This is a genomic window from Lacipirellulaceae bacterium, from assembly GCA_040218535.1.
Lineage (GTDB): Bacteria > Planctomycetota > Planctomycetia > Pirellulales > Lacipirellulaceae > Adhaeretor.
Window position 1 is genome coordinate 796,411 of the sequence record JAVJRG010000012.1, and the last position, 25,890, is coordinate 822,300.

General features: G+C 54.8%; 20 protein-coding genes. 14 read left to right on the plus strand and 6 right to left on the minus strand.

What is annotated here, in order from left to right; genetic code table 11:
- Window positions 1-294 precede the first annotated feature (294 nt).
- From RIB44_17295 to RIB44_17325, 7 genes are all read left to right on the plus strand, one after another.
- Complete coding sequence (locus RIB44_17295; protein ID MEQ8618330.1) at window positions 295-1,239, plus strand: PEP-CTERM sorting domain-containing protein; 945 nt, start codon at window positions 295-297, stop codon at window positions 1,237-1,239.
- 115 nt (window positions 1,240-1,354) lie between these two features.
- Window positions 1,355-2,509, plus strand: coding sequence for a PEP-CTERM sorting domain-containing protein (locus RIB44_17300; GenBank protein ID MEQ8618331.1), 1,155 nt, complete (start codon window positions 1,355-1,357; stop codon window positions 2,507-2,509).
- Between the two features lie 104 nt (window positions 2,510-2,613).
- On the plus strand, window positions 2,614-5,031 hold the full coding sequence (locus RIB44_17305) for a hypothetical protein (GenBank protein ID MEQ8618332.1): 2,418 nt from the start codon (window positions 2,614-2,616) through the stop codon (window positions 5,029-5,031).
- An 85-nt stretch (window positions 5,032-5,116) separates the two neighbouring features.
- Complete coding sequence (locus RIB44_17310; protein ID MEQ8618333.1) at window positions 5,117-6,262, plus strand: hypothetical protein; 1,146 nt, start codon at window positions 5,117-5,119, stop codon at window positions 6,260-6,262.
- A gap of 918 nt (window positions 6,263-7,180) precedes the next feature.
- The gene (locus RIB44_17315) at window positions 7,181-7,720 is read left to right on the plus strand and encodes a sigma-70 family RNA polymerase sigma factor (GenBank protein ID MEQ8618334.1); all 540 of its coding nucleotides are present in this window, start codon (window positions 7,181-7,183) and stop codon (window positions 7,718-7,720) included.
- A 52-nt stretch (window positions 7,721-7,772) separates the two neighbouring features.
- Window positions 7,773-9,578 carry a LamG-like jellyroll fold domain-containing protein gene (locus RIB44_17320; protein MEQ8618335.1) on the plus strand — a complete coding sequence of 602 codons (1,806 nt, stop codon included), beginning with the start codon at window positions 7,773-7,775 and terminating at the stop codon, window positions 9,576-9,578.
- 97 nt (window positions 9,579-9,675) lie between these two features.
- Window positions 9,676-10,617: a family 16 glycosylhydrolase gene (locus RIB44_17325; GenBank protein ID MEQ8618336.1), complete on the plus strand. Its 942-nt coding sequence runs from the start codon at window positions 9,676-9,678 to the stop codon at window positions 10,615-10,617.
- 142 nt (window positions 10,618-10,759) lie between these two features.
- Here the strand turns inward: RIB44_17325 and RIB44_17330 are convergent, their stop codons facing one another.
- The 4 genes from RIB44_17330 to RIB44_17345 form a co-directional block, all read right to left on the minus strand.
- The gene (locus tag RIB44_17330) at window positions 10,760-11,383 is read right to left on the minus strand and encodes a hypothetical protein (protein ID MEQ8618337.1); all 624 of its coding nucleotides are present in this window, start codon (window positions 11,381-11,383) and stop codon (window positions 10,760-10,762) included.
- Window positions 11,384-11,919: 536 nt separating this feature from the next.
- Complete coding sequence (locus RIB44_17335) at window positions 11,920-12,708, minus strand: hypothetical protein (GenBank protein MEQ8618338.1); 789 nt, start codon at window positions 12,706-12,708, stop codon at window positions 11,920-11,922.
- Between the two features lie 249 nt (window positions 12,709-12,957).
- A complete protein-coding gene (locus RIB44_17340) occupies window positions 12,958-13,635 on the minus strand; it encodes a hypothetical protein (protein ID MEQ8618339.1) in 678 nt (225 codons plus the stop codon).
- A gap of 3 nt (window positions 13,636-13,638) precedes the next feature.
- Window positions 13,639-14,523, minus strand: coding sequence for a hypothetical protein (locus tag RIB44_17345; GenBank protein ID MEQ8618340.1), 885 nt, complete (start codon window positions 14,521-14,523; stop codon window positions 13,639-13,641).
- Between the two features lie 481 nt (window positions 14,524-15,004).
- Here RIB44_17345 and RIB44_17350 point away from each other — a divergent pair, with 481 nt between their 5' ends.
- From RIB44_17350 to RIB44_17360, 3 genes are all read left to right on the plus strand, one after another.
- Window positions 15,005-15,223, plus strand: coding sequence for an MGMT family protein (locus RIB44_17350; protein ID MEQ8618341.1), 219 nt, complete (start codon window positions 15,005-15,007; stop codon window positions 15,221-15,223).
- Between the two features lie 7 nt (window positions 15,224-15,230).
- Window positions 15,231-16,328, plus strand: a complete 1,098-nt coding sequence (locus tag RIB44_17355; protein ID MEQ8618342.1) for a DUF1080 domain-containing protein — start codon at window positions 15,231-15,233, stop codon at window positions 16,326-16,328.
- Window positions 16,329-16,656: 328 nt separating this feature from the next.
- Window positions 16,657-17,745: an NF038122 family metalloprotease gene (locus RIB44_17360; GenBank protein ID MEQ8618343.1), complete on the plus strand. Its 1,089-nt coding sequence runs from the start codon at window positions 16,657-16,659 to the stop codon at window positions 17,743-17,745.
- A 100-nt stretch (window positions 17,746-17,845) separates the two neighbouring features.
- On the opposite strand, the gene RIB44_17365 is transcribed toward RIB44_17360, so the two are convergent.
- Together RIB44_17365 and RIB44_17370 are read right to left on the minus strand one after the other, a co-directional pair.
- A complete protein-coding gene (locus RIB44_17365; protein MEQ8618344.1) occupies window positions 17,846-19,303 on the minus strand; it encodes a DUF1501 domain-containing protein in 1,458 nt (485 codons plus the stop codon).
- Window positions 19,304-19,496: 193 nt separating this feature from the next.
- Window positions 19,497-22,562: a PSD1 and planctomycete cytochrome C domain-containing protein gene (locus tag RIB44_17370; protein MEQ8618345.1), complete on the minus strand. Its 3,066-nt coding sequence runs from the start codon at window positions 22,560-22,562 to the stop codon at window positions 19,497-19,499.
- Between the two features lie 476 nt (window positions 22,563-23,038).
- Here RIB44_17370 and RIB44_17375 point away from each other — a divergent pair, with 476 nt between their 5' ends.
- The 4 genes from RIB44_17375 to RIB44_17390 all read left to right on the plus strand — a co-directional run bounded on the left by RIB44_17375 (window position 23,039) and on the right by RIB44_17390 (window position 25,864).
- Complete coding sequence (locus RIB44_17375) at window positions 23,039-24,118, plus strand: lactonase family protein (protein MEQ8618346.1); 1,080 nt, start codon at window positions 23,039-23,041, stop codon at window positions 24,116-24,118.
- A 63-nt stretch (window positions 24,119-24,181) separates the two neighbouring features.
- Window positions 24,182-24,679 carry a hypothetical protein gene (locus tag RIB44_17380; protein MEQ8618347.1) on the plus strand — a complete coding sequence of 166 codons (498 nt, stop codon included), beginning with the start codon at window positions 24,182-24,184 and terminating at the stop codon, window positions 24,677-24,679.
- Between the two features lie 3 nt (window positions 24,680-24,682).
- Window positions 24,683-25,369: a hypothetical protein gene (locus RIB44_17385; GenBank protein ID MEQ8618348.1), complete on the plus strand. Its 687-nt coding sequence runs from the start codon at window positions 24,683-24,685 to the stop codon at window positions 25,367-25,369.
- A 171-nt stretch (window positions 25,370-25,540) separates the two neighbouring features.
- Window positions 25,541-25,864, plus strand: coding sequence for a hypothetical protein (locus RIB44_17390; protein MEQ8618349.1), 324 nt, complete (start codon window positions 25,541-25,543; stop codon window positions 25,862-25,864).
- The last annotated feature ends 26 nt before the right edge of the window (window positions 25,865-25,890 follow it).

A 25,890-nucleotide genomic window follows, 5' to 3' on the forward strand; every position in this document is an offset into this window, starting at 1 on the left:
CTCAGATAGCCTTTGGTAAGTGGCTCTACAAGCGGTTTGCCGCACGGAATGGAGCGTCTTAAGAGATTCCCCTGTCGTGAGTTAGGGGAAATCAACCGTTCTCATAGTCTGGCAATGAAGAGAATCCACCGATTCTTGTAGATTTCTAGGCCTAACGGCCTGTCGAATCACATAAGTTCATTGTGCGATTGAGTACAATATGGAGCAATGGGTTCATGTACGCCGGATAACGCGTACGACTTATCGAATTTCCACAACTTGTCTTTTTACTGTTTTTCGAGGGGAGAAGTTCTAATGAGGCGTTCTATAGTGACTTTCTTGGTTGCCGTTCTGGCGACCGCCTTCGGCACCGCTGCGTCGGCTGCCGTCATTTATGAGACCGACTTCGTCACGAAGTTTGATGGCAGCGGCATGTTCAACGCCGCCAACTTGCAGTTCCAGGATGGGTGGCTGGGTCAAAACTTCACAACCGTCGACCCAAGCGGATCAGGCACTGCTAACACCCCTTCCACCACTGCTTTCCCGCGGAACCTGAACAATCGCGGTGCGCAAGGCAACAACGCCGGTGGTCCTGGTGGTCCTGGCGAGCTTGCCGGTCCTGGTTTCAACGTGGGCGACAAGGTTCGCGTCTCAGCGGAATACCAATTTGAGCTTTCTGGTCGCATCAACGTACCGCTTGGGCAGATCGGTGTCCGCCATAACTTTGTCAATGGTGGATTCAATGCCTCACCGGTCATCGGCATGCAATTGTTTTATAGTGAGTTCCAATCCTCGAGCGGTGGCGCTCTTAAACTCTTCGGCGACCTGGGCCGCAATGGTTTTTCTGGTGCCGATAACGCTTTCGCGTTGATTGCTTCGGGTTTGGATATCGGTCTTGATCCGGATGGAGTCGCCGGCCCTGCTGACTTGGTTTCTGATGTACTCGCCGTAAGCATCGAAATGACTTACTTGGGCGCTGACCAATGGCAGACATCCGATTTGACGTTGGCCAATTCAACGACTGCCACACCCCTGCTGAGTGCAGCCGCTGACAAGCCCGCCATCTTGGGCGAGATTCAGACCGTTCCTTCTGGAAACGATCTATTCGCTGGCATTCAGTGGATGCGTAACGCGACCCCGAATGTGTCGGTCGACTCGTTCAAGTACGAGTTCTTTGCGATTCCAGAGCCAGCTTCTTTTATCTTGTTCGGATTAGGTGCTTGCGGACTCATCGGCGCGCGCCGCCGCGATGGCAAGTAGCAATAGAAGCAACACCACGCGGCAGTCGGGGTCTGTTCGACTGCCGCGTGTTTTGCAGACAAATAAGTTTGGGGCAATTTACCGATTTACTACTGAAACTGCGCGGAGCAGATTGATGAAAACGATGATCTTAAGAACATTGAGCCTCGTACTCGGACTGGCAGCAACCGCTAGCCTAGCCACAGCACAAATTACGACAACTATTATCGACACCGATTTTTCAGCAGCCGAAGGCTATGTTGATGGGGAGCTACGTACTTTCGGGACAGTCAATCCCAATGGGGGAGATCCCGGTGTGTGGCTCGGCCAAACTGGTCCAATGGTCGATACCAGCGGCACAGGTACCGTTTCTATCAGCGGTGCTTTCCGACGTAACATTTGGAACATGGGTGCCCTCGGTGGCCAAGCAGGCGGTACCGGCGACACTGAAGGTGGCGGCGCGTCACACCCCACCCCAGCCGGATTTGGCATTGGTGACACCTTGCGTCTTGAGCAAACGTACTCCTTTGAGTTGCTCAGTGGTGCCGCAAACGTTGGACTGCTCGACACTGGCGTGCGATCGAACTTTGTCCTTGGCAGCTTCGAGGCAGCACCAAGCTTGGGAATCAAACTCTCTTACAGTGAGTTCGAAGATGGCGCTTTGAAAATCTTTACCGATCTCACACGTAATGAGAATAGCGGAGCGGATAATCCCTTCGCTTTGTTCATTGAGCCCGTGGATATCGGAGTCGATAATGGTTGGAACCCTGCGACTATGATGAAGGATCTGCCGACAGATTTGGTTTCCGACACGATCAAGGTCACATGGGAAGCGGTCTACGATGGTGCCGACACTTGGACTAGCACCGAATTGATCGTCGAGAACGTTGACACTGCTACGGTACTCGCGACTGCCAGTGTCGATGATCCTGACGCTTTGGAGACTGTCACCGTGGCCGGTTCCGGTTCAGAAGCATTTCCCTCCTTCCGTCTCATGCGAAATGGTGGGCTTGATGCGGGCCCTATCGGCACATCGGATTCGTTTAGCGTTGCTTTCACGGATGCTGATGCTTCGAGCCCCGATGGCGACTTCGATGGGGACCTTGATGTCGATGGTGCAGACTTCCTGGAGTACCAACGTGACACGAATCTGACGATCGCTGATCTCGCTGATTGGAACGCCAACTACGGCGGCGGCGCCCCTGCTGTCGGTGCCGTTCCTGAGCCTAGTGCCTTGTGCCTGCTAGGATTGGCCGCAATGGGCCTGACTGGAATGCGTAAGCGCAGCTAACCCCGTTGGGTTATCGGAGAGTAAAGTTACCCGTCGGTCGCCCGGGGCAGCGACCGACGGGTTTTCTTGTTTGCTAACACTGAGTCTGGAACAGAGGCAGAGCTATGAGAAGTTTGGTACGGAGACATTGCTTTTTCGCTGCGCCGGTAACCGCCGTGATGGTCGTGTTTTTAGGTTGGCAGCAACCGCTGCATGCCCAAACGAACGTGACCGTGATGGGCAATGTTCACCGCGCGATCGGTGGCGTTAGCGAGCTTGATCGGGCGAAGTATTTCAATCATAGCGGAACGCTGCAAGCACCGACCAATACGAACCTTGGGAACTTGACGGTTGAAGCTTGGTCGCCCAACGGACTCAATACGACAACAGGTCGTGTGGCAACGGAGTTAGACCAATTCATTGCCCAGAACCTACCCGAAGACCCAAGTAAGCCAGGGTACTTTGAGCACTCCGCTCTGATCTCAAAAATTCAGGGCGACTATCGGAATTTCGTCCTCAATGGCTCGCGTTGGTCGGGACTGCGTAACTACAACGATGAGCCAATCTTCGTGCAGTCGGGCCGTAACGGTGGTTTCTGGCCAAACTTCTTGGACAGTGGTGGCTTGATGCCGACCAACTACGAAGCCTATGCCGACTTTTTGAATGTTTATCTTGAGGAAGCTGTCTACGGAACAAGGCCGAATCAGGGATTCCTGCCAATCGAGCAGGATCGCTTTTTCTTCGAAGTGATGAACGAGCCCAACTGGTCGACGCCGACCCAGTCGCAATGGAACGGCGTGATCGAAATGCACCGTGTGGTAACGGAGTTGGTGAAGGAGCAATTCCCGCAGGCGAAGATCGGAGGCCCGTCTTGCTGCGATGATTTGGGCGCGGGGCAGAATTCGTGGGAGCGATCGCGGCAACTGATGGACGACATGGTCAACTGGGAAACGCCCTCAGGCGACTCGGTTGAGCTCGACTTTTGGACCATCCATCCCTACGAGCGTTACAACGTCGCCAATGATGGCTCCTGGTCACGACAGGTGGACGGTTCGCCGGGACATTCGGCGGCGATCATGGATCTTTACGAGTCCTACAGCCACCAGTTGTTTGGTGATCCCAAGGCGTTTGCCTTGACTGAGTATGGCTCGTTCAATCAGGCGAACAGCTCCGGCAGTTACGGAAACTATACCCGGACGGAACAGCAATGGGATTTAGTGCGTGACATCAAAGAGAAGATGTTAGTCTACATGGACCGACCCGACCGCATCATTAACGCGACACCCTTCGTTTCTCCGCGACACTGGCAGAACGCCGTTCCGACAAACCCAGCAGGCGACAATGTCTTTTGGGAGCAAGTCGCCGGCGGTGCTTGGCAGGAGACGATCGTGGCAGGCATGTTCCGTATGTTTGCCGACGTGCGTGGTGAGTACGTTCCGGTAGGCAGCGACAATACGGATTTGCAGGCTATGGCTTTCCGCGACGGCAATGAGATTCATGTGTTGCTGAATAATCTGGAGAAAGTCAGCAACACGATCAACTTGCAAGCTCTCATCGGTACGGCCAATGTCACCAGTGCGTCGCTCGATCGCGTATTTTGGAATGGCACGCAAGGCATTTATGAGAGCGATCTGGACGTGAGCGGCACTTGGCAGAATCTCACCCTCGACGGTGAAGAGGGGGCCGTGTTGAAACTCACGTTGAGCGGCCCGCAGTTGTACGATCTTTCGACCAATGAAAACACCTACTACGGCGATGTCGTCACGACACCCATCGGTGCCCAGGGCAAGTCGCAGGTGGTGAACATTGCTGCGGAAACGGACAATGCCGTCAGTGCCCAAGTGCGTGTGGGCTTTAATCGTGATCTTCCTGGCGTGAGTCCAGGAGAAGAATTCTTCGTGTTCGTCAACAACACACCCATTCGAGTTCCTGCTGGAGAATTGAATTTTGATGATGGCGATGTTGACATGGTCTCGCGTACCGTCGATGTACCTCTTGCAGTTCTCGTGGATGGCAACAACGAAGTTTACGTTGATTTCGTAGGTGATGGTGGTGAGCTTGTCTCGGCGGTGCTCGTCGTGACAGAATCAATTGGCGATTTCGACGGTAGCGGAGTGTTCGACGGCGGTGACCTCTCTGCCCTCTTCTCTCAGTTTGGCCCTGCATCGCCGGGCAGCGAGTATGATCTCGATATTGACGGGATCGTCGGTGGCGGGGACTTACAGATCTGGCTCTCAGAACTACGCGGCAAGACCGAAGACTTCATCGGCGACTTTAATCTGGACGATGCCGTCGATGGCGATGACCTATCTGCCTGGCAAGACGGCTACTCTAACGACGGTGACGACTTCGGCGATGGCGATTTCAATTTCGACGGCGAAGTGGCCGGCATCGACTTCCTCGGCTGGCAACTCTCAGCGAATGCCTCAAGTAGCGTTGCTGCGTCACGGGTAGTGCCCGAGCCGACGGCATTTTTGCTGGGGCTGTTAGGGATCTGTGGGTTCGCCAGGCATCGTAGGTCGTGTCGCTTCGATTTGTGGTAAGATGCACAGTGTGATTGGCTAAGAGCCATCAACGCAATCGACGTGCAACTCTCTCTTCACAACCACTCAATGGCGTGCAGGAACTGTGACTCGACCGCTACTGTTCTGGTTCCTTTGCGTTTTTCTTCTGGCGTCTGCCGCGGACAGCTTTGCGTCGCACTACACCTATGAAGTGATCGACCCGAATTCCAATGTGCGGTATGGGCCATTTGTTGCTAATGATGGCAGCGTCGTTTGGTCGGGTAGCGCTACAGTCGATGGAGAACGCCAAAGCGGAATCTTTAGGTGGAACTCAGGTGTTACTGAGCAAGTGATTGCGCAAGGTGATACTTTTCTTGGCTTCAGTGCTTTAGCTTTAAGCGACAACGGCACGATCGCTTTCACGGCAAGTATCTCGACTGGCGGTAGAGGAGCGTACCGATTCGACGCGCAGGGCCTGACGGAAATCGCTGTCCCTGATGTTAATCTTCGAGACGCCTTCGTGCAGGATGTCAACGATCAGGGCGAAGTGCTCTACACGGCACGAACGACAGCAGATCTGGTTCGACCGAACGAATTGCGAGTCGGGACGGGAGACGCTGATCGCACGTTAGCAACGATTGCGTTGCCGGGTGGTTTTTTTGGCGGGTCGATGAACAATCTGGGTGAGGTTGCTTATTCGATTCAGACATCCGCAGCATCGGGCGACATCTGGAGTTTTAAGCCCGACGGATCGGCTTCAGTTGTTTCGGTCCCCGAGAACTTTGGGTTCGGAAGGCCTGCGATCAATGATGCAGGAGAACTTGCCGTCATTACTCGCCTCGGAAGCCAGAGTGTTTGGCTTTATTCAGGAGATACCTGGGGACCGCTAGCCAGCGACCCGGAGAAAACCTACTTCGCTGATGCGTTGCCGACACTAAACAATCGGGGCCAGATCGTAGCGCGGTCGCAAGCGGGTATCGAAGTTGCCCCTTCACCGAGAAGCACTGTCTTCTCCAACAATAACCCGCCAATGGAAATCGACGGCTTCTATTACACAGCGAGTAGTGGTTTCGGCTTTGGGCGAGACATCAATGATCGCGGTCAGGTGGTAGCAAACCTTAGACGCACAAACCAATTCGGTAGTATCCTTACGGATGAGGCGTTAGTACTTGCCACTTTGGTTCCTGAACCGAGTTCCTTCCTTCTAGTCCAAATACTCTTGGGAGCTGGTGTACTCCGTCATCGAGTTCGCCAGACGCCTTGTCTGTAAGGGGCGCTCTCAATCCAATGCCGAGCATTGCAATTGAAACGGCTTCCGATTCGTTTGATTTTTCTCGACTCACTTGTGCGCGCATAAAAACAGCGGGCTGGAGAGACGGAATCTCCAGCCCGCTTTAGACGACTGCCCCCGTTACAAGCGCAGGAACAACAGACAGTCGTTGCACTCTCGCATTGATCACAATTTCCGTGGCCAATGCCTATCAAGTGATTACTGGCCCGGCGACCGGACCTATTGGCAAACTGCTAGGTTCGCCAGCTTGGTTCAAGATTTGATGAAGAGTCGCAAAATTGTATTCTAAATACGAAATCTACGAGATGCAATTTCTAGTCTAATTACTTTTCGCAAATTTCGCAGCAATCGGGAGGAAGGTTAAGGGGTCCGGTGTCCCCAGACCTCTCAACTCCCTCACCCTAGCGGAAACCAGGACAGCTGAGCAGCTTTAAGCTGTCAGTGTCCGGTCGTCCGGAATAGGTATAAGCTTATGTCCTCTTAAGTTGAAAAACACCTTGAAAATGGCTCCTGTAACAAACTTTCTGGCGGTTTCAGGTTGAGGAGATTGGCTTTTGGGCTGGACGTGAATGAGGTATCCGGTCAGGTGATTGCCTAAGTGTTTCTTTAGTAACGACTTAGGGATTTCTAGGTTGGCTCAGAACGGACAGCAGCTTGATACCGATGACCGATCGAACGCGTGCGGATGGCTGCATGAATACAGAATCTCCGATTCTGCGAATCAACCCAATAACCTGCGAAATATGCCGTAAAAGATGACTTCCATGAGCAGATTTGAGCCGTTTCGATCATTAGTCCTTAGTAGGCTCAAAGTGTTGCCAAAGTCCTTGCGGTTTGCCGTGTAGAGAATTAGGCCGGATCATTAATTGTTGTTGGTACGGAGAATCAACCGCCACGATGGGTGCTTCGGATATGGAATCATCGAGTCACGAGCAGTTTGTTGCTCTGTTCGTCCGTCATGAGGCGGCGATCCACTCGTTTATTCTGACGATGCTCCCTTCGTATACCGACAGTGAAGAGTTGCTCCAGGAAACAAGCCTGACGCTGTGGCGGCGATTCGATCAATTTGAGGAGGGGACCAGTTTTCGCAACTGGGCGTTTCAGGTCGCCAAGTTCACCGTTTTCAACTATGTAAGAAAACTGGGGCGTGATCGGCACCGCTTTAGCGAAAAAATGATGATGATGTTGGCGGAGCACGCCGAACAGACGCAAGAAGATTTGGAATCGCGAAGAAGAATACTCGACCACTGCATCTCGAAACTTCCCGAGAAGGATCGTGCGGTGCTTGTTGGGTGCTATTCGGAGAAGAGTACGATCAAAGAATACGCGCTCCAGAAGGGCCGGACTCCCAACGCTGTTACTAAGCAGCTGAACCGAATACGAAAGTCATTAGTGCAATGCGTTCGCCTCACACTGCGTACGCAAGGCACTGTTTAGAACCAACGTAAGTTATTCACCAAATTGACAATGAGCTATCGGGGCAGATACCGTGTCAAATCCATTTGAGAATGTTGATCCCACAGAGAGTGCAAGACCGCGCTCGAATCCGCCAGCCAATGCACACGCCATTGAGAAGCGTGTACTTCCGTTGATTGAAGCCATTGTGAATGGCTCAGCAAGTGATGCGGAGTTGGCGAGCTTGGAAGAGTTGCTTGCGCAGCATCCTGCGGCACTGCGTTACTACACGGAGTATGTCAACGTCCACTCTGCACTGCGACGGCGTTATTTGGCTGGCGACTTGCCGAAGGTTGAAGACGATTTATTGACCGCCGCTGAAGTCACACTCGCTAGCGAGCTGGCAGGCATAAGTGGTCAGCGCGACAACAAGACGCGAATGGGATGGCAAATAATTGCAGCGGCGCTAGCGGCTTCATTGGTTGCTGTGAGTCTGTTTCTCACGAACCGCGATTCGGCAAGTCAGGCGGATTCTTCCAAGCAAGAGAAAGCCGCAACGTCTCCGTCTCCTACCCAAAAACGCGAAGGTTCAGCCGCTGAGCGAGCCGCGCAGGCGAGTCGTAATGGCGTGGCGGTCCTCACGAAGCTCGTTGATGCTCAGTGGGAAACGGACGCTGCGGGGCTTCAGGTTGGCAAGCCGCTCTCTTCGGGCACTTTGAAGTTGGCTTCAGGCCACGTGCAGATCGAGTTTTATTGCGGTGCGACGGTGATTCTTGAGGGACCCGCGTCGTTTGACCTGCTGACGACCGATCGAGGCTTCTTTCACTATGGCAAGCTTCGCGCACACGTCCCCGCACGTGCTAAGGGTTTCACAATCGGCACTGACAAAGGTGATGTAATTGATCTGGGCACGGAGTTTGGCCTGTCGGTCTCCACCGACGGCCCTTCGGAGCTCCATGTGATTGACGGCGAAGTCGATTTCCAGGCTGCCGTGTCTGAAGAAGCAACCCTCGTTGAGAAACTTCGGCTGCTTGGTGGCGAGGCGCTGCTATTGGCGGGCGAGGGCGTTCCGCAGAGAATGAATTCCGAGCAGAACCGTTTCGTTGGTCCCGCTCAGTTGGCTGAACTTGCTGACTCGCGTCAGGGGCGACACTACCAACGCTGGCAGAACTATTGCCAACAGATTCAGGCAGACCCAAGTCTGGTCGCTCACTACACGTTTGAAGAAGGTGAAGGGTGGGGACGTACACTTGTGAACCACGCTCCTACCTCTGATAAGAGTACCTATGGGGCGATTGTCGGTTGCGACTGGACGCGCGGTCGGTGGCCTATGAAGCAAGCCTTAAGGTTCGCTGACGCAAGTCATCGGGTACGCGTGAATTTGCCCGGTGCGTTTGACTCTTTGACACTGGCAAGTTGGATCAAGATCGAAACGTTCTACAAGGAACGACCGATCTCACTGCTTCATCCGGAGACCAACCAAGAGCGGTTCGTCCATTGGTCGATTGATCGCGTACCCACCGGCGGACTGATGCACTTTGCGGAAACCACGAATACCACCGGATCGATCAAGGATCGCAAGCACTACAGTTCGGTCCGCCACGCAATCAGCCAGAGCGACATTGGCCAATGGGTTTGCCTCTCAACGGTAGTCGATAGCGATCAGGGAACCGTGAGCCACTATTGCGATGGTCGGCTTGTTGGTACCCAGCCGATCAAAGAAATGCGTCAGTTGGGAATTGGCGTCTGTGATCTTGGCAACTGGCCCTACAGCGAATGGGCCAAGGATACCAAGTTTGAAGTTCAGAACCTCAACGGACTGATGGGCGAGTTTCTCGTCTTGGGCCGTGCCATGGATGAACGAGAGGTTCGTCAGTATTACGAAGCCGGCAAACCTTGATTTTCAGTATCGCCTGCCGCTAGCCTCCTGAGTTCCCGCCACCTTGCCGCGCTCGCAGCCCCGTTGCGTGCCGCGGTCCCACCTCAAGAAAAACCAAATGTTTCGTCTCGCGCAGAGTCTCCGCTGGGTGCTAGTTGTTTGGGCAATCAGTGATCTGTCTGTTTGCTTGGTTAGTGCCAACGACAACGTCGCCCCAGGCCTAAAGACGAAGTCCCAGGTGGAAAGCTGGACCCATGAGGGTGACATCGTGGCGGTCAAGCGAGCGACTGACGAGTTGCCGCTCTCCCATCAAGCGTCGAAGAACGAGTGGCAACTTTGGCCCGAGATGACTGACGAGTTCGAAGGCGAGGTGCTCGACGAAGCGAAGTGGATGCCCCGACATCGCTCATGGCAAGGTCGCCAGCCGGCTTGGTTTAATCCCAAGAATGTGACGGTCAAGGCGGGGGAATTGCAACTCACCATGCGGAAAGAAGCCGCGCCTGAGAAGTTACGCCGCCGCGGCTATCACACTTATAGTTCAGCCGCCGTGCATGCCCGCGAGAAAGTCCTCTACGGCTACTTTGAGGTCTGTGCCCAACCGATGAATTCCGCAGGGTCCAGTTCGTTCTGGTTTGCTGGCAACGGCAACGGTTGGCGGACGGAGATCGACGTGTTTGAACTAAGCGCGAAAGCAAAAGGCTTTGAGCGACGCTATAACATGAATCTCCATGTGTTCTACACGCCCGAGTCGCGCAAGCACTGGAATGTCGGCGACCACTGGCAGACGCCTTGGAAATTGGCCGATGACTTCCACGTCTACGGCCTCGATTGGAACGAGCATGAGATCGTCTACTACGTCGATGGCGTCGCAGTCCGGAAAGTCGAGAACACCCATTGGCATCAACCGCTCTATATGATCTTCGATTCGGAAACGATGCCCGACTGGCTGGGCCTGCCCGCGGATGAAGATCTTCCTTCAACGTATCGCGTGAAGTACGTGCGGAGTTGGAAGCGGGCTGAGGTAAAGTCTGAACCGGTGAAAGCGGCGGCGGTGAACTGAACTAGCCTGCGAGTGCGAATATCTGCACGCGTACCGTCGAGATCAAAAAAAAGCCCGTGAACACCTAGTTGAGCGACAAGAGCAAGTGTCGCTCACCACGCAATTCACGGGCGTATGAACCAACTGGCCCTTAGCGAATCAATCAGCAAGCATAGCGCCAACGTTGGGTGGTCAGGCCTGCAACCAACAGCAAACCTAGCGACAGGGTCGAGGGCTCGGGGACCGTGCTGATCGTATCGAAGATCAGCCAGCGTGGGTCTGAGTTGAAGAACTCGACCTGGATCGACTCAAAGTCAGGGTTGGGCCTAATTTCGAAATCATCGTAGCGATGAAAGGCGTTGGGAACCCCAGGCACGGGCGTGATTGGACCTGAATCGACCAGTGCAATTGATCCGCCAGGAACATTGGGACTCACATTGATCGTTACGGTTTGTGCATCACCGGTCTGCCCGAACCAACTGTACTGAATCCGCATCAGCTTTAGTGGCAGATCGTCAATGTAGTTGGGTAACTCGACTTGATAAAAAGGAGCTCCCGTTGGATCTTGTGTGATCGTGGCAGGTAGGGGAAAGAGTGGGAAAGTTGGATTTGCTCCTTCAGAGAACGAATCGAGGTTCGCTTGACCTTGTAAATCGAACTTGGCCAACACGCTGTTTGGGTCACCTCGGAAAGGAGCCGGTTCCAAATCATCACCAGCGGCAAAATCGACGCTGATGAATCCAGCAAGACAGAAAGCAAGCACTGGTAACGCAATCAGTTTTTTCATGAGAATATCCCCAGAAAAGTAAGCAACACACCCTGAAAGCCGGGCGCAAAAGCTTTGCCGTTTCTCTGTCTCAGGTCGCAATGAACTCTCGAATGCAAGGCAGCTTATGGTGCCGATTGCAGCGAATCCAACTGACCGATCAACACGATATCCTAGCAGAGGTGTGCCCTTTTGTGCCAATCGATTCACACTGGGGTGCCCAAACTAATCGGCCCTTCCGCGGAGGGGTAAACTCTCCGTCGTTAACTAATGTAATGGAGGCGGTTCGAGGTTATCCTTGTTGCAAAGTCAAGCTATGCCTTGGCTTCCGGGCGAGTGGCTAAGTTTCGACTGCCTGATGATTTCTCGAAACCGACGATTTCCTTTTTGATTCAGGACGCATTGATTGGTCCGAACTTCTTGCGACCAGTCCCTGAACCGCCAATGGTAGCGATGCTATTGGTTGTAGTCAGCAAACTTGACTCGTAGGATTACCACGAGGCTTCAAACGACCGTGTCGAGCCACTCAAAACAGCTCGTTGACTGAGGGAGTTCGTTCAGCGTTTGTCACGAACTTTCCACACCACTTCAATCATTTCGAAGCCCTGCGGATCGTACACTTTCAGCTCCTCACGATTGCGAGGATACCAGTCATTCGTTCCGAAGTACGCTTCGGTCAGCTCTGCGAAATATTCTTCTTGATTGGTCGCCGCATACGCACGTACTTTTTTCTTAGGGTCAGATCGGTCTGGAACTTTCAAGTAAAGCTTCGCAGCCATGGCGTTTTGGTAGGCGTTCTTCACAGTCGGGTGATCGAGTTTTAAGTGAAGGTTGTGATAGGCGTGGGATAATTCGTGCAAGATGGTCATCGGCCCCCATTCGAAGACGCGATGCTCGTAGAGGACTGCCTTTGGGTTAATCACATGAACTCCCGGAGCCATATGGGGATTCAGCCCGTGGCTTCTGAGCCACTGTTTGCTGCGGTGAAACGGGATCACTCCGTTCTCGCCCTTGCGAAAGGGATACGTCTTCTCGTGACTCACCCAGACCGGCACGGCTTTCAAGAACTTGAGCGGCTTATCAGGAACGACCTTCTCGATGTGTGCAAAGCTCTTTACTAGCTCGGCGTTCAGGTCAACGAGCAGCTTCTCGTCTTTGATCAGCGCCTGCTCAATATAAATCGTCCAGCCACGAACGAGGCTCTTCTGATAGGTCCAGGTCTTCTCACCATCGCGGAAGACCACGTCTTCGCGGACGATCTTTGCTTCCTGCGGGGTAGCAAAACCCTGCCCTGAGCAGAATAGAGATATCATTGCTGTAGGGAGAAACGCAATGAGTTTTTTCATCATTGGTGTCAGATCGTTTTATGTGATCTCTGCTAGTATAGAGTCTTATTCAAGACACGCAGACTACCGTCATAGGCAAAAAATAGCGAAGTTCAATGTAGTTGCTGAACCTCGAGTTGTCACTCTTGCCGGTGAGAAACGAAGCTGTTCTTGCTGATCTCTAACGAGGATGTCTCGACCAACTTGAACTAAGTAGATCTGTCAGACTTCAAAGGCTATTTCGCCCTATTATGTGTCATTGCAAAGAACTCATCCAAACAACACCTTCCACACCAGCTTAGCCACGACAACGTAAGCGTTGCCCCAAGCATCGTCGCGGAAGAATTGCACTTCTAAGCCTCGGCTGCCGATGAACGGTCGCAGCAGCCAAGCGAGTTGGATCGCCACGAACACGTAAACCACGCCCCATGCTAGTAGCATCTGACGATGACGCGGGTTGCGTGCGATGAGGGGACGGTAATGGGAACGGAGTAACGCCTGTCCTGCGAGGCTGGCGATAGCAAACATTAATCCGTTGAACGCGAGTGATTGCGAGTGACTGATTGTTGAAGCGTAACAGAGCAGTGTCAACGGAGCCAGCGAAGCGAGCGTGATTGCCAGTCCGGCTTGGGCAGTGAACAGTGCTCGGACAGCGGCTGCGAAATCATCTCGCAGCCCGAGTAGTGTACAGAGGACAAAGAATGTGGGCAGCGTGATGAGAAACGAACCGGTCAGTAGCAGAGGCGCTTTGATCGCGGAGTAGAGCACTTGTTGCTCCCAGCCTGGCAAGCCCGCCAAACCGCGGAAACTGCCCATTACGCCGCCGTAGAGAAACGCGAATGCGAGGATGCACGCCAGCAAACGGCCAAGAGTACGCGAACCCTGATCCGGCTGGACGGTCCATCGTGCGCGACGAAGCACGTCATCGGCCGTTTGGAAGGCAGGCACGATTTACCCTTCAAAGAGAAGTTGCTTGAGGGCGCCAAAGACCGCGGCAAAAAAGTTTGAATCGCGCTCGCGGAAGAATGTGAAGGGCAAGTCCGGATTTCCCACGAAGGGACGCAGCACCCAACCCATTTGCGCACCAACTAACGAAAACAAGACGATCCAGCAGCGAAAGACGACACGCGTCGAGCTCCCCAGCACTTGACCGCGTGGCATGTCGAGTGCGCTGGGTTCCAAGGTTGGTTTCTCTTTCGCGACATCGGCTTGACGCGTGTCCGACGCAATCTTTTTATCTGAGGTGATTTTCGTTTTGGTGTGAGCGGAATCTGTCGGTAGTCCGCGGTGTTCACTTTTGGTAAGGCGATGCAACGTCTGCAGTAGAAAGAGCATCCCCAGGACACCCGCGACCGTAAACGCCGCGACATTCAGGAGGAGAATGAACGAATAGCTGGTCGTGGTGAGCGAGAAGAAGATAATGATCGCCCCCAACGAAGCCAGCACCGCGATGTTCACGCTCATCGCCGCCACTAGCAGGCGAGTCATCCCCAGCAGCGTTAAACGCGAACCAACTAATGCGTTAAAGACGTAAAGCGAAGGAAGCGTGACCAGCAGAGTGAGCAGGAATAACGCGGGCGTTTTCACCATAGAGGCGAGAATCTGCTTCAACGGTCCGTAGGGATCAACCAGGGTCGGAGCCGTTTCCTTGAGTAGAGAAAACGAACCCATACAAAGCCCGTACAGCATGGCGAGCAGCACGGCAATGATGCTCAGCCCTTTAGCTGAGACATCCAGTTTGTTGTCATCAAGAGCTTCTAGCTGGGTCGCTTCACCGCGCAGCAGTCGATCGAGCTCCGCCAGTCGTTGGCGGAAGAAGGGAGCAAGGCGTTTCATGCCGGAGAGATTTCGCTTCGAGGAGGGAGATGTGAGTGCAATGTTGCCTGTTCTGCTGCCTCATCAACCATACGCATCCCAACTCACGTAGGTTCATGAGCCCTCGAGAGAATTCCCCCGAGCGATTCCACGCCGCTCGGACATTCGCATCCTCGGACAAACGGACGTATACTTGACGAACCAGCGATAGGACGACGCCATTGGATTCTAGAGAGAATTGTCGATGAACTTGTCACCGGAAGCAGAATCGATTCTTGAAGAGGTCCGATGTTTGCGTGAAAGACGCGAGCGAGATCTCCAACGTGATCTGCACATAATCGATGCGGCCTACGACCGTCACATTCGCCGCATCCAGGCAACGGCGGTTTGGAATCGCACGAGTTGCACCTGCTTTTCTAGCAAGCCATTCTGCCTTCGTCGGTTCTGCAATCGCCGGTTGAGATGGGCTCGCCGACGATTTAGTAGCGGCAGATAGATCTTCGTGATCAAGTCAACCGGTAGTCTCCTGCCGAGCCCGCTTCTCAAGACTGAGCATCGGTTGCGCCTGATCGTCGCCAACGAGCGTGCCTTGAATTCGATTGCTCTGGCAATTCCGTGCCCTCGGGTCGTTCGCCTAGACGAGACCCCTTCGGGTTATCGGTGGGGAATCGAACGGAAAGAAGTCTTGTTGCAACGCGAAAGCATAACACGCCAGCGATGAGTCAAGGTTGAATTCAATCACCACGAACTTTCCACACCACTTCAATGATTTCGAAGCCCTGCGGATCGCAAACGATACTGAAGCGTCAGCGAAGGAAACGAGCTACAGCGTTGTCCTTTGCTTACGAGGATTAGGCAGCTCAGGGGCTTTCCCTCAGCCCTGCAAAGCCAGTCAATCAGGTCGAGTTAGTAGGGCATTTACCAGCTCGTTTCTCGATTCCCGCAAAGCGCTTTTCGCGGGAGGTTTCGCAGGCCATAATGGGGTTCCCACCGGGCACCATCCGGGAGAGTATCACATCCAACTCACGACTGAGCGAGTAGCCACGATAATGCATTTCAACAAGAAGACGTCCCCTGTTCGCATCGCCTGTTGGGCCTGTCTTGTAGGCCTCGGTGCCGCCTTGTTGGTAGCAGGCTTTGTCCCCGCTGCTGATGCGAAGCATCACGCTGAGGATTCGCAAGGCAAGACGAAAGCTGCACCTTTGTTCAACGGGAAGAATCTCAAGGGTTGGGTCAAGCGCGGTGGCAAGGCCGTCTATGCTGTCGAGGGTGACACAATCGTCGGCACGTCCGTCGTGAACACGCCAAACACATTTCTCTGCACGGAGAAAGATTACACGGACTTTCTGCTTGAGCTCGACTTCATGGTCGACGACGGCCTGAACTCAGGCATTCAAATTCGCAGCAATGTCTTTGACGAAACCAAGCAAATCGAAATCACCGATCAGGATGGCAGGAAAGTCAAAAAGAAGATCCCTGCCGGTCGCGTGCACGGCTACCAAGTGGAAATCGATACGTCGGAGCGTTCCTGGTCCGCTGGCATCTACGACGAAGCCCGTCGCGGCTGGCTCAACGATCTGGCAGGCGAGGAGAATAAGGCAGCACGCGAAGCGTTCAAGCACAATGAGTGGAACCATTACAAGATCCGCTGCGTAGGCGATTCGATCAAGACCTGGATCAACGGCGTCCCCGCTGCTGATCTGAAAGACGACGTGACCGCCAAGGGCTTCATCGCGCTGCAAGTGCACAACATTCCTAACAAGAAACTCGAAGGGACGAAGGTCCGCTGGAAGAACATCATGCTGACGGACTTGTCAAAGAAGTAGGGCGAAATCGTAGAGGCGGTTTTTACCCAAAATCTCTATGCGTTTCTTGTGATCTGTTTCGGCATTCCGGTCAACAAAAGGCTGGTTTCGCCTACTCCAACCGGCTAGCATGAGGAAGTCTCTTTGGAGCGTCGCTGCTTCTTGGCGTCGCCTGTGATGTTCAAGCCGCGTGGTTTTCTTGCGCCTTGGATCGGTTCGTCATATTCGCTGGAATATCAACTTGGAGGGTCTAATGAAACCAACAACTCGACGAGCGCTTCGACGCGCTAGTCGGTTCAGGAAGTTTGCCACTCGTCTACTTGGCCAGAGCCTCGCGATCATCTCAGTCGTGTGCATTGTTTCCGCTGAAGCTGCACAAGCCGTGGTTTCCGATCCGACACAATCGACTTACTACTCGTGGATGCCAGAGCATGGCTCCAGTGAATTCCGACTGCGGGAGACGGTACCCCATGAGCTCAATGGCTTTGGTATCACCCTGAACGCAGGTGCGGGCCTGCAAGCGAACCCAGCCGCGCTGGCTGCCTTTCAGCGTGCAGTAGATGCTTGGGAGGCGGTGATTGCCGATCCGATCACGATCACGATTGATGCCGATCTGGCATCGCTTCCGGCGGGAGTGCTTGGCCAAGCGAGTTCGGTCACGCTGCAGGCGGGCTACGACCTTATTCGTAACCAAATGGTGCTTGATGCGGCTGATGAAGCGGATGACCTCATCACCGCGTTCCTGCCCACTTCAGCAAACGCCCTGTTCGAACTGCCGTTGGGCTTTGGTCTTTCGGGCGATGTGAGTGCGACGAAGGCGAACCTCAAAGCGCTAGGCTTTGCAGGACTCGATAATGTCTTTGGGGCCACGGATGCGATGATTACCTTTAGCACCAACTTCAATTTCGACTTTGACAATAGCGACGGAGTCGTGGGATTCGATTTCGAAACCGTCGCCGCCCATGAAATCGGCCACGCTCTCGGATTCATCTCAGAGGTCGATCTTGTGGATGCCGCTCTAGATGCCGGAACGACAGTCAGTGATTTGGCCCCTTCGACCGTTGATCTCTTTCGCTTCGATAGCAGCGGTGCCAACGACCCCTCGAATCCGGCGGAGTTCACCACCCTTCCCCGTTCCCTGGTTCCGGGAAGTGACGATTCCTTTGATCAGATCACTAGCCTTTTTGGAGGTGACGCCGAAATCCGCTTGTCGACCGGTCGCACCCAAGGTGATGGCGAACAAGCAAGCCACTTCAAAGACTTCCTCGGTCTCGGGCTGTTCGATCCGACCCTACCCCCAGGAGTCGTCGTGCCGATTGGGCCGAACGATCTTCGCACGCTCGATCTGATCGGTTACGAAATCACGCAAGTTCCCGAGCCGACGACTGCTCTGCTGCTTGCAGTGGGAGTTTGCGGACTTCTAACGAGGCGCATCTGAGATTTGGGGTGGCTGGGGACAGCTTGAGGCTGCCCCCAGTTTCCAAATGACTGGGGGCTCGCGGGGCTCGTCCCCAGCCACCCTGCAATCGAAACAGCTCCTAGGCAAAAAGCTCGTGCACGACGCGGGCGTGCTCGACGCCGGTGAGTTTGAGGTCGAGGCCTTGGAAGCTCTTCGTGAAGCGGTCGTGCTCGATGCCGAAGGTGTGGAGTAGCGTGGCGTGGAAGTCACGGACGGCGACTTCGTTTTCGGCGATGCCGTAGCCGAGTTCGTCGGACTGGCCGTACGCTTGGCCACCCTTGATTCCCGCGCCGGCCATCCACAGGCTGAAGGCGTTGATGTGGTGGTCGCGACCGTTGCCTTGATCCATCGGCGTGCGACCGAACTCCCCGCCCCAGACCACGAGTGTATCGTCGAGCAGCCCACGGTCTTTCAAATCGCGAACCAGGGCAGCACTGGCTTGATCGGTTTGCTTGGCTCGTGCCGGGAGGTCATTGGTGATGTTGCGGTGATGATCCCAGCCGCGATGGTAGAGCTGAACAAAGCGAACGCCGCGTTCGAGCAGTCGACGGGCGAGTAAGCAGTTCGAGGCGAACGAACCATCGCCAGGGTTCTTCACGCCGTACATGTCTCGAACGTGCTGCGGCTCGTCGGACATATCGGTCAGCTCGGGGACGGAGCTTTGCATCTTGAAGGCCATCTCGTACTGCGAGATGCGTGTGGCAATCTCGGGATCGACGCGCTGTTCGTCGAGCATGCCGTTGAGGCGTTGGACCTGTTCAATTAGTTGCCGCTGGGTGGATTGGCAGACGCCCGACGGGTTGCCGATATAGTGGACTGGGCTCCCCTGGCTTTGGAAGGCGATGCCCTGATACTTGCTAGGAAGAAAACCAGCACTCCACTGCCGGGCAGAAATCGGCTGCCCGCCGCCTGAGGTCATCACCACATAGCCGGGAAGGTTCTCCGTTTCAGCACCCAGGCCATAAAGCAACCACGAACCCATGCAAGGGCGGCCCTTAATGATCGAACCCGTGTTCATAAAGGCGTGGGCTGTGTCGTGGTTGATCTGCTCGGTGGTCATCGAGCGGACCACGCAGATGTCGTCGGCGATCTTGCCGATGTTGGGGAACAACTCGGAGATTTCGAGGCCCGACTTGCCCCATTTCTTGTATTTGACGAACGAGCCCAGGGCAATAAGCTTCGCACCTTGCAGTTGGGCAAGCTGCTGACCTTTGGTGAACGATTCGGGGAATGGCTTTCCATTGATCTTGCTAAGTTCGGGCTTCGGGTCGAACGAGTCGATATGCGAAGGCCCGCCCGCCATGCAGAGATGAACCAGTCGCTTAGCCTTGGGAGCGAAATGCGGCATGCCCGGGAGCGATGGCCAAGGGTGCGAAACGCGGACCGGACCGCTAGCGGCGTTGGCCGTTTGGGGGCTTAACCCTTCGCCAAACAGCGAGGCCATCGCCAGACCGCCAATGCCGGCGAAGGAATTCGCGAGGAACGTGCGTCGGGCAATTTGCTGTTGAGCGGCTTCGATTTGGTTGAGATCTAACATCGATACTTTGCTCTTATTGAATGGAACGCGGATGAACGCAGATCGAGCGGATCATCGCGGATGACTTCGTCGCTTTTAATGATTTTAGTTGTCGTGCTTTTGGTTCTTCTCGCAGGTTTCGATCATCGATGATCGCCAATAAAATCAGCGAACATCCGCTCAATCCGCGTTTATCCGCGTCCTAATTCATCACCTAGTATCGCGTGATCACTTCGTGCAGATTCAAAATCGCCCGACAGACTTGCGTCCACGCTGCCTGTTCGGGGGCTGATAGGGTCAGCTCGATTTTCTTATCGCCGACGCTTTCAAGTGCTTTGGCATCTTTGGGGTTTGCTTGATAGTATTCGAGTTGTTCCTCGTAGAACGCTTTCAAGCTTTCGCTTTCCTTTTGCGAAGGGTTGCGACTCAAAGCAGTCAGGAAGGCATGATTCAACGTGGCGTTGAAACTGCTAAGGTCGGGCGTTTCACGAAGGACTCGACTGGCCATCGCCCGTGAGGCTTCAACGAAGGAGGGATCGTTCAGCAGTGTGAGCGCTTGCTGAGGACTATTCGACTGCGTGCGGCCCGCGGTACATTCATCGCGCGAGACGGCATCAAAGTTGGCCAGCATGGGGTGCAAGAACGTCCGTTGCCAGTGCATGTAGACGCCGCGGCGGTACTGCTGGTCTCCTCGATCGGTGTCGTAGCCACGGACAGGGAAGTTCAAGTTGCGATAGTAACCCTTGGGCTGGTAAGGCATGACACTGGGGCCGCCGATTAGGTCGTCTTCCAACAGCCCAGCGATCGATAACGCGTTGTCACGAACGATCTCGGCTGAAAGCCGCCGTGCCGCTTGTTGCGCGAGGAGACGGTTGTACGGATCGACGTCGGCAAGATCGTCGCGGTAAGCCGCCTTTTGGCGGTACGTGCGGCTGGTGACAATTAGTCGCACCAAGTGCTTCACGTCCCATGCTTGGGCTTCGTCCTCAGCATCTACCGGCTTCCCTCCATCACGGAACTCGCTGGCGAGCCAGTCCAACAGAGAGGGGTGGCTGGGCCATTCGCCCTGGTTGCCAAGATCGTCGAGCTTGTTCGACAGCCCCGTGCCGAAGAAGTGCGCCCAGAACCGATTCGCCACATGGCGTGGGGTGATTGGGTTCTCCGGCGAGGTGATCCACTCAGCCAGATCGAGCCGTGTCAGGCGACGTTCGCCAACGTTCTCGGGTTGCGGGAGAAAGTGAGGGACGCCCGGTTCCAGCGCTGGCTGCGACTCGTCCTGCCAGTTGCCACGCGGCAACACGCGACTGACACGATACTTTTCCTTCGGAAGTTGCTGGGCAATTAGCGTGTGAGCATAACCGGCACGACATTCGATGATCTGCTGGCGGTATTCCTTGGCCGTGGCGCTGGCCTGGTCAGGAGGGGTCGTGGCACGGTAGGCGGCTGCTAGGACGACATCGCTGTCAGGGGCCGTGACTAGAGCCTTTCGCAGGCGCTCATTGACGGCTGGCTTGCCGGGAATGGCTTCCGCAAACGGCGTGACCGAGATCCGTACTCGTCCGACATCGGCGCTGGCGATCTTGAGCACGAGTTGCTTCTCGCCGGTGGGCGGCAGCGGTTTGCGCAGATGGTAAATGGCTGTGTGCCGAAGTTGTGCTTCGTTCTTGGGAAGTTGCCAACGCTCAGGCCCGCTCTTCCAAGTTTTCTTCAGATCAATCGTTGGGCTGGAATAACCATTCCTGTAACCGTGCGGTGCGAATCGATCAGGCTGAGCCCAAGCGAACGTGAGTGGCGAAGTCTTCTCGCCTGCTTTCAATTCGGCGGAAAGGCTCAGCCCGAAGCGTCCTTCTTTGCCGCGGCCAACGTAGCCGTTGTGTTTCTCATCGGGTAAGACTTCGACGCGAACGCTACAGATTGGCAGCGGAGAATCGACTTCACAGGTCAGGGTTACGACATCGTCTTTCTGAGGCTTACCTTTCACCAACACCGACCCATCATCGAGCATGGTGGCCTTGGTTTGCTCATTGGCCGTGATCGCTTCAGCGATCCGGACTGGCACGTACCCTTCAGGGTGGCTCGCAACCAATTCCTTTGCTTGGCGAACCCACTGCTGATAATCCTCAGTGACTGCGACTTCCTTCGGTAATTCAGCAGCGATGCTCTGGTCTGCTTTTTCTTGAAGCCACTCAATACGTTCATTGAGCGAGTCACTCTCAAGTCGCAATTCCGGCGGGAATGGATAATCGTTCGAGAAGCCCCGCAGGTCAGGGTTGGGCGTGTATCCGTAGTTGTTGTAGACGCCCCATTGACGCAGATCGTCGAAGAAGGCCCCCAACGCATAAAAATCTTTAGTCGCGAAGGGGTCGAACTTGTGATTGTGGCACTCGCAGCAACCGAGTGTCGAACCGAGGAAGGCCGTGCCTACCATGCGTACCCGATCAGCAGTGTATTTGGCCAAGTACTCCTTCGGCTGCGCGCCACCCTCGCGAGTCATCATGCCAAACCGTACGAGGCCAGTGGCCGCCAGTTGGTCATCAGTGGGGTTCTTGAGCAAGTCGCCGGCGAGTTGCTCACGCGTGAACTGGTCGAAGGGAAGATTCTCATTGAACGCCTTAATGACGTAATCGCGGTAAGGGAAGACGTGCTGGTTTTGGTCACCATGGAATCCTACCGTATCGGCGAAGCGAACGATGTCGAGCCAAGGAGCCGCCATCCGCTCGCCGAAGTGTGGCGAAGCGAGCAATCGCTCCACTTGTTTTTCATAAGCGTCGGGCGAGTTGTCTTTCAAGAAAGTGTCGAGTTCAGCAGGCGTCGGAGGCAAGCCGATGAGGTCGAGGCTGAGCCGACGCAATAGCTCGGCCTTGCTGGCGATCTCAGACGGTTCGATCCCTTCAGCTTCTAAACGCGCGAGAATGAATTGGTCGATCGGATTGGCCGGCAAATCACTGTGCTTGGTGAGTTCGGGTAGCTCAGGGCGCGTCAGGGGCGCGTAGACCCAATGGGTTTCGTACTCTGCGCCCTGCTCAATCCAGCGAGCAAAAAGGGCTTTCTCTCGCGGCGAGAGCTTGTGACGAAACTCGGGAGGAGGCATCTGCATGTCGGGATCGTCATGCATAATCCGTTGGTAGATGGCCGACGCTTCTTTATTGCCCGGCTTGATGGCGGCTAGCTCGTCATCGGAAGGGATTGGTCGATAAGCATGTTCTGCGCTGTCTAAGCGCAGCTCGCTTGGATTGTCTTCTTCGTCCGGGCCGTGACATGCGAAACAGGTGTTCGACATGATGGGCCGTATGTGCGCGTTGAAGGTCACCTTCTCAGGTAAAGTGAACTCAGCAGTGGCGGCAGCCCGCGCAGGAAGTACGCTGCTTGCAAGAAGCAGAATGAAAGGTGTCAGGAAGTAGAATAAGCGACGAAATCTCATAGAGACGATTCGTAGTTGGAGAAGGGTACCAGTAGGGGCACCGTGGGCAGGGAGGGACATCTATTATAACACATGGCCAACGGCTGCCATACTTGCCCGCTAACCGCAAAGTACGTTGGAAAGCCAACGCCCTAGTCAGCATTCGTGCAGTCGGGGAAACTAACAGGCCGCTGCGGTCGATTTTGTAAAAAAACCGATGAAACAAGTCGTCGCTGGACGTTGACATTTGATTTGCATATTCGCCACGTCGCTGCGTACTGTTTGTTGTTACTTATGTCCAACCATTCGACGAAGAGCCTCTTTTGCCAAGAGCCTTCGACTCAAAGGGTCTCCCCATGCCTATCGTCATCTTGCTCATCGGAACCTACGGCACTGGCGATGCCCAGGGAATTTACGTCTGTGAGTTCAACACCGAAACGGGGGAGTTGAGCAAGCCGCAGCAAGCGGCGGTGATACCGACCCCAGGGTTTTTAGCCCTCTCTACCGATGGTCAGTATGTCTACGCGTGTGGACGAGGCGAGGCAGAGACTCCTAAGGCTGCGGGGCGTGTGATTGCCATGCAGTGGGACGACGGGCAGCGGCGTCTCATCCCGCTCAACGAGGACCCAACTCAGGGTAAAGGTCCCAGCCATGTGAGCCTTACTCCCAATGGGCGTCTGTTGATGATCGCCAATTATGGAGGCGGAAGTGTTGAGGCCTACAACGTCGGGGCTGCGGGCACGCTCGGCAAGCGGACGTCGTTCCACCAGCACGATGGCAAAGGCATACACCCCGACCGGCAAGAGGGACCTCATGCCCATTCGATTACCCCTTCGCCCGACGGCAAGTTTGCGTTAGCAGCCGACCTGGGGCTCGACAAGCTTTTCGTCTACGCCGTGAATCAGGCGACCGGCGAACTCACTCCGCACGAGCCGCCGTTTGTTGAAGTAACGCCCGGTTCCGGTCCGCGGCATTTGGCGTGGCATACTTCAGGCAAGTTTTGTTACTTGACGAACGAAATGAGCGCCACCATCACGGCCTTCAACTGGGATGCGAAAGCGGGGCAACTCACCGAGATCGAAACTGTCTCTTCGATGCCCCCGGGTTACGAGGGGCATAAGCAATCGGCGGAGATTCGCGTCCACCTCAGCGGCAAGTTTCTGTATGCCTCGAATCGCGGGCATGATTCGCTCGCCGTTTTTGCAATCGATGAAGCCTCAGGCAAGATCGACCAAATCGAGGTCGTCTCTTGCGGAGTCGAGTGGCCGAGAAACTTTGAGATTGATCCGACGGGCAAATTTCTCTTGGTTGGAGGGAAGAACTCCGACGACATCGCCGTTCACCAGATCGATCAAACGACTGGCAAGTTATCGCTCACTAAGCACAGCGCAGAAGTTCCAGCACCAGTGTGTTTGCGATTCATGTCGCAAGAATAGCCGGCGGCCACTCTTAGCAACCAACATTTGCCTTGATTCGATCCACCGCGTCATAATGGCAGTATGCAAAAGAAACATGCGGACGGTTGGTGGTTCTGGCTGTTGGCTGCCGCACTCAGTCTGGGCACTCTGGCCTATGGTGTCGGCAAGCCGCTCGTGTGCTATTTCTACGGTAAGGAAACTACCGCTACCATCACGCAGTACGCGCCCCGTCAAAACGACGAGGGACATCGCATTCACGATCATCAATTCTCCTACGATGGTCACACCGCCGTCAAAAGATTTTCAAAGGAGCATCCGATAGGCCATCAGCGGCAAATGCTTTACCTAGAAGATCACCCTACTTGGGTTGTGTCTGGCAGCAAGCAAGATCACCCTTTGGATATCGTCGACGCGAACACCAACGATGTCGGCTTGGCGGTGATTACCGTTGTTGCGATACTAAGCACGGTCGCTGCTTTTGCTACCTGCCGTGCGAAGTGGCAATGGAAACGCGCCCGCAAGCAACAGGCGATCGACGAGGCGTTCTTCTCTCCGCAGACTCAGGAAAATAACACTTAAGTTATGTCTCGCGACACCCAACAAATAGCTCGTCTCATTCAAGAATTGTTGAGACTCACAAAGGGGCGTGTCGGCACTCGTTGGCTGGTGTTGTTGGGTGTGCTTCTTGTCGGCTACCTTGTCGCAGCGCCCGCGCTGAACCAGCGATTCGGTTGGAACCTGCCCGTCGCAACAGCCGAGCAAGAAGACGCAACGCCGAAAGTCGAAAGTCGCGAGAAACCAGCCGGTGGCAAGCAGAGTTCCACTAGCGGCGAGAAGAAGAGCTCGATCCCGAGCAGAGAGCTGCAACGCATCGAGGCAATTGTTGCGGGACGAAGCACGGAGATCTACACTTCTCCCGCCGGTTTGCGCTACACACGCAGTCGAGCGGATGGGCATCGAATCCGGCATGTCATGCTTCATGCTCATAACGAACCGGACCGACCAGGACCACACGGCGTTTTTGACGCGAACGAACCGGCTGAGGTGCTCGCGCTGATCGACGAAGCCTACCGCATGGCTTTACGCGGAGAGAACACCAAGGAGTCGAAAGAGGACAACGGAATCAAGTACGAAGTCAACATGGGTCGTCGCATCGGCTACGTCGGCGGGCAAAAAGGTGCCCGCAGTCGCCCAAAGAATCCGCCGGCGCGTCGCATCCGTCTGATCGTGAATGAAGACCGAATCATCACGGCCTTTCCCATCAAGTAGCTCGCAAGATTTGGCCACGGATGACACAGATTGATAAACAGATTGTCGATTGGGCACTTTTCATGCTGTGCAATTAAAGCGACGGCCAGGAGTGGCCATCCTACAGCCTATCCGTATTATCCGTGCAATCCGTGGCCCTACTTCAAGCCTCGATCTTCAAGGACAGTTGCCATGGCCCAAATGTTTTACGTCGGAACGTGTCGCATCTGTGAGCAAGGCACGCTGGGTCTGCGCACCTGTGGCCAATGTGAAGCGATTGCTATCGTGTGTGACGAGTGCGACGTCGCGTGGGATTCGCCCGACTTTACTGAGAAGCCAACCGTCGCTAATGAAACCACCCTGCCCTGTCCGACCTGTGGCGAATCACTCTACGGCGGCGCTTCGCATTGGTCGACGAAGCCGGAAATCGACCGCCGCGCATGGCTGCAAACGGCGATCGAATCGGGACGTCTTCATTTGGCAAGTGGCGAAGCACGTGAACCAGAAGTGAATTGAGTGACAACACAACACTTCTAGCCGGC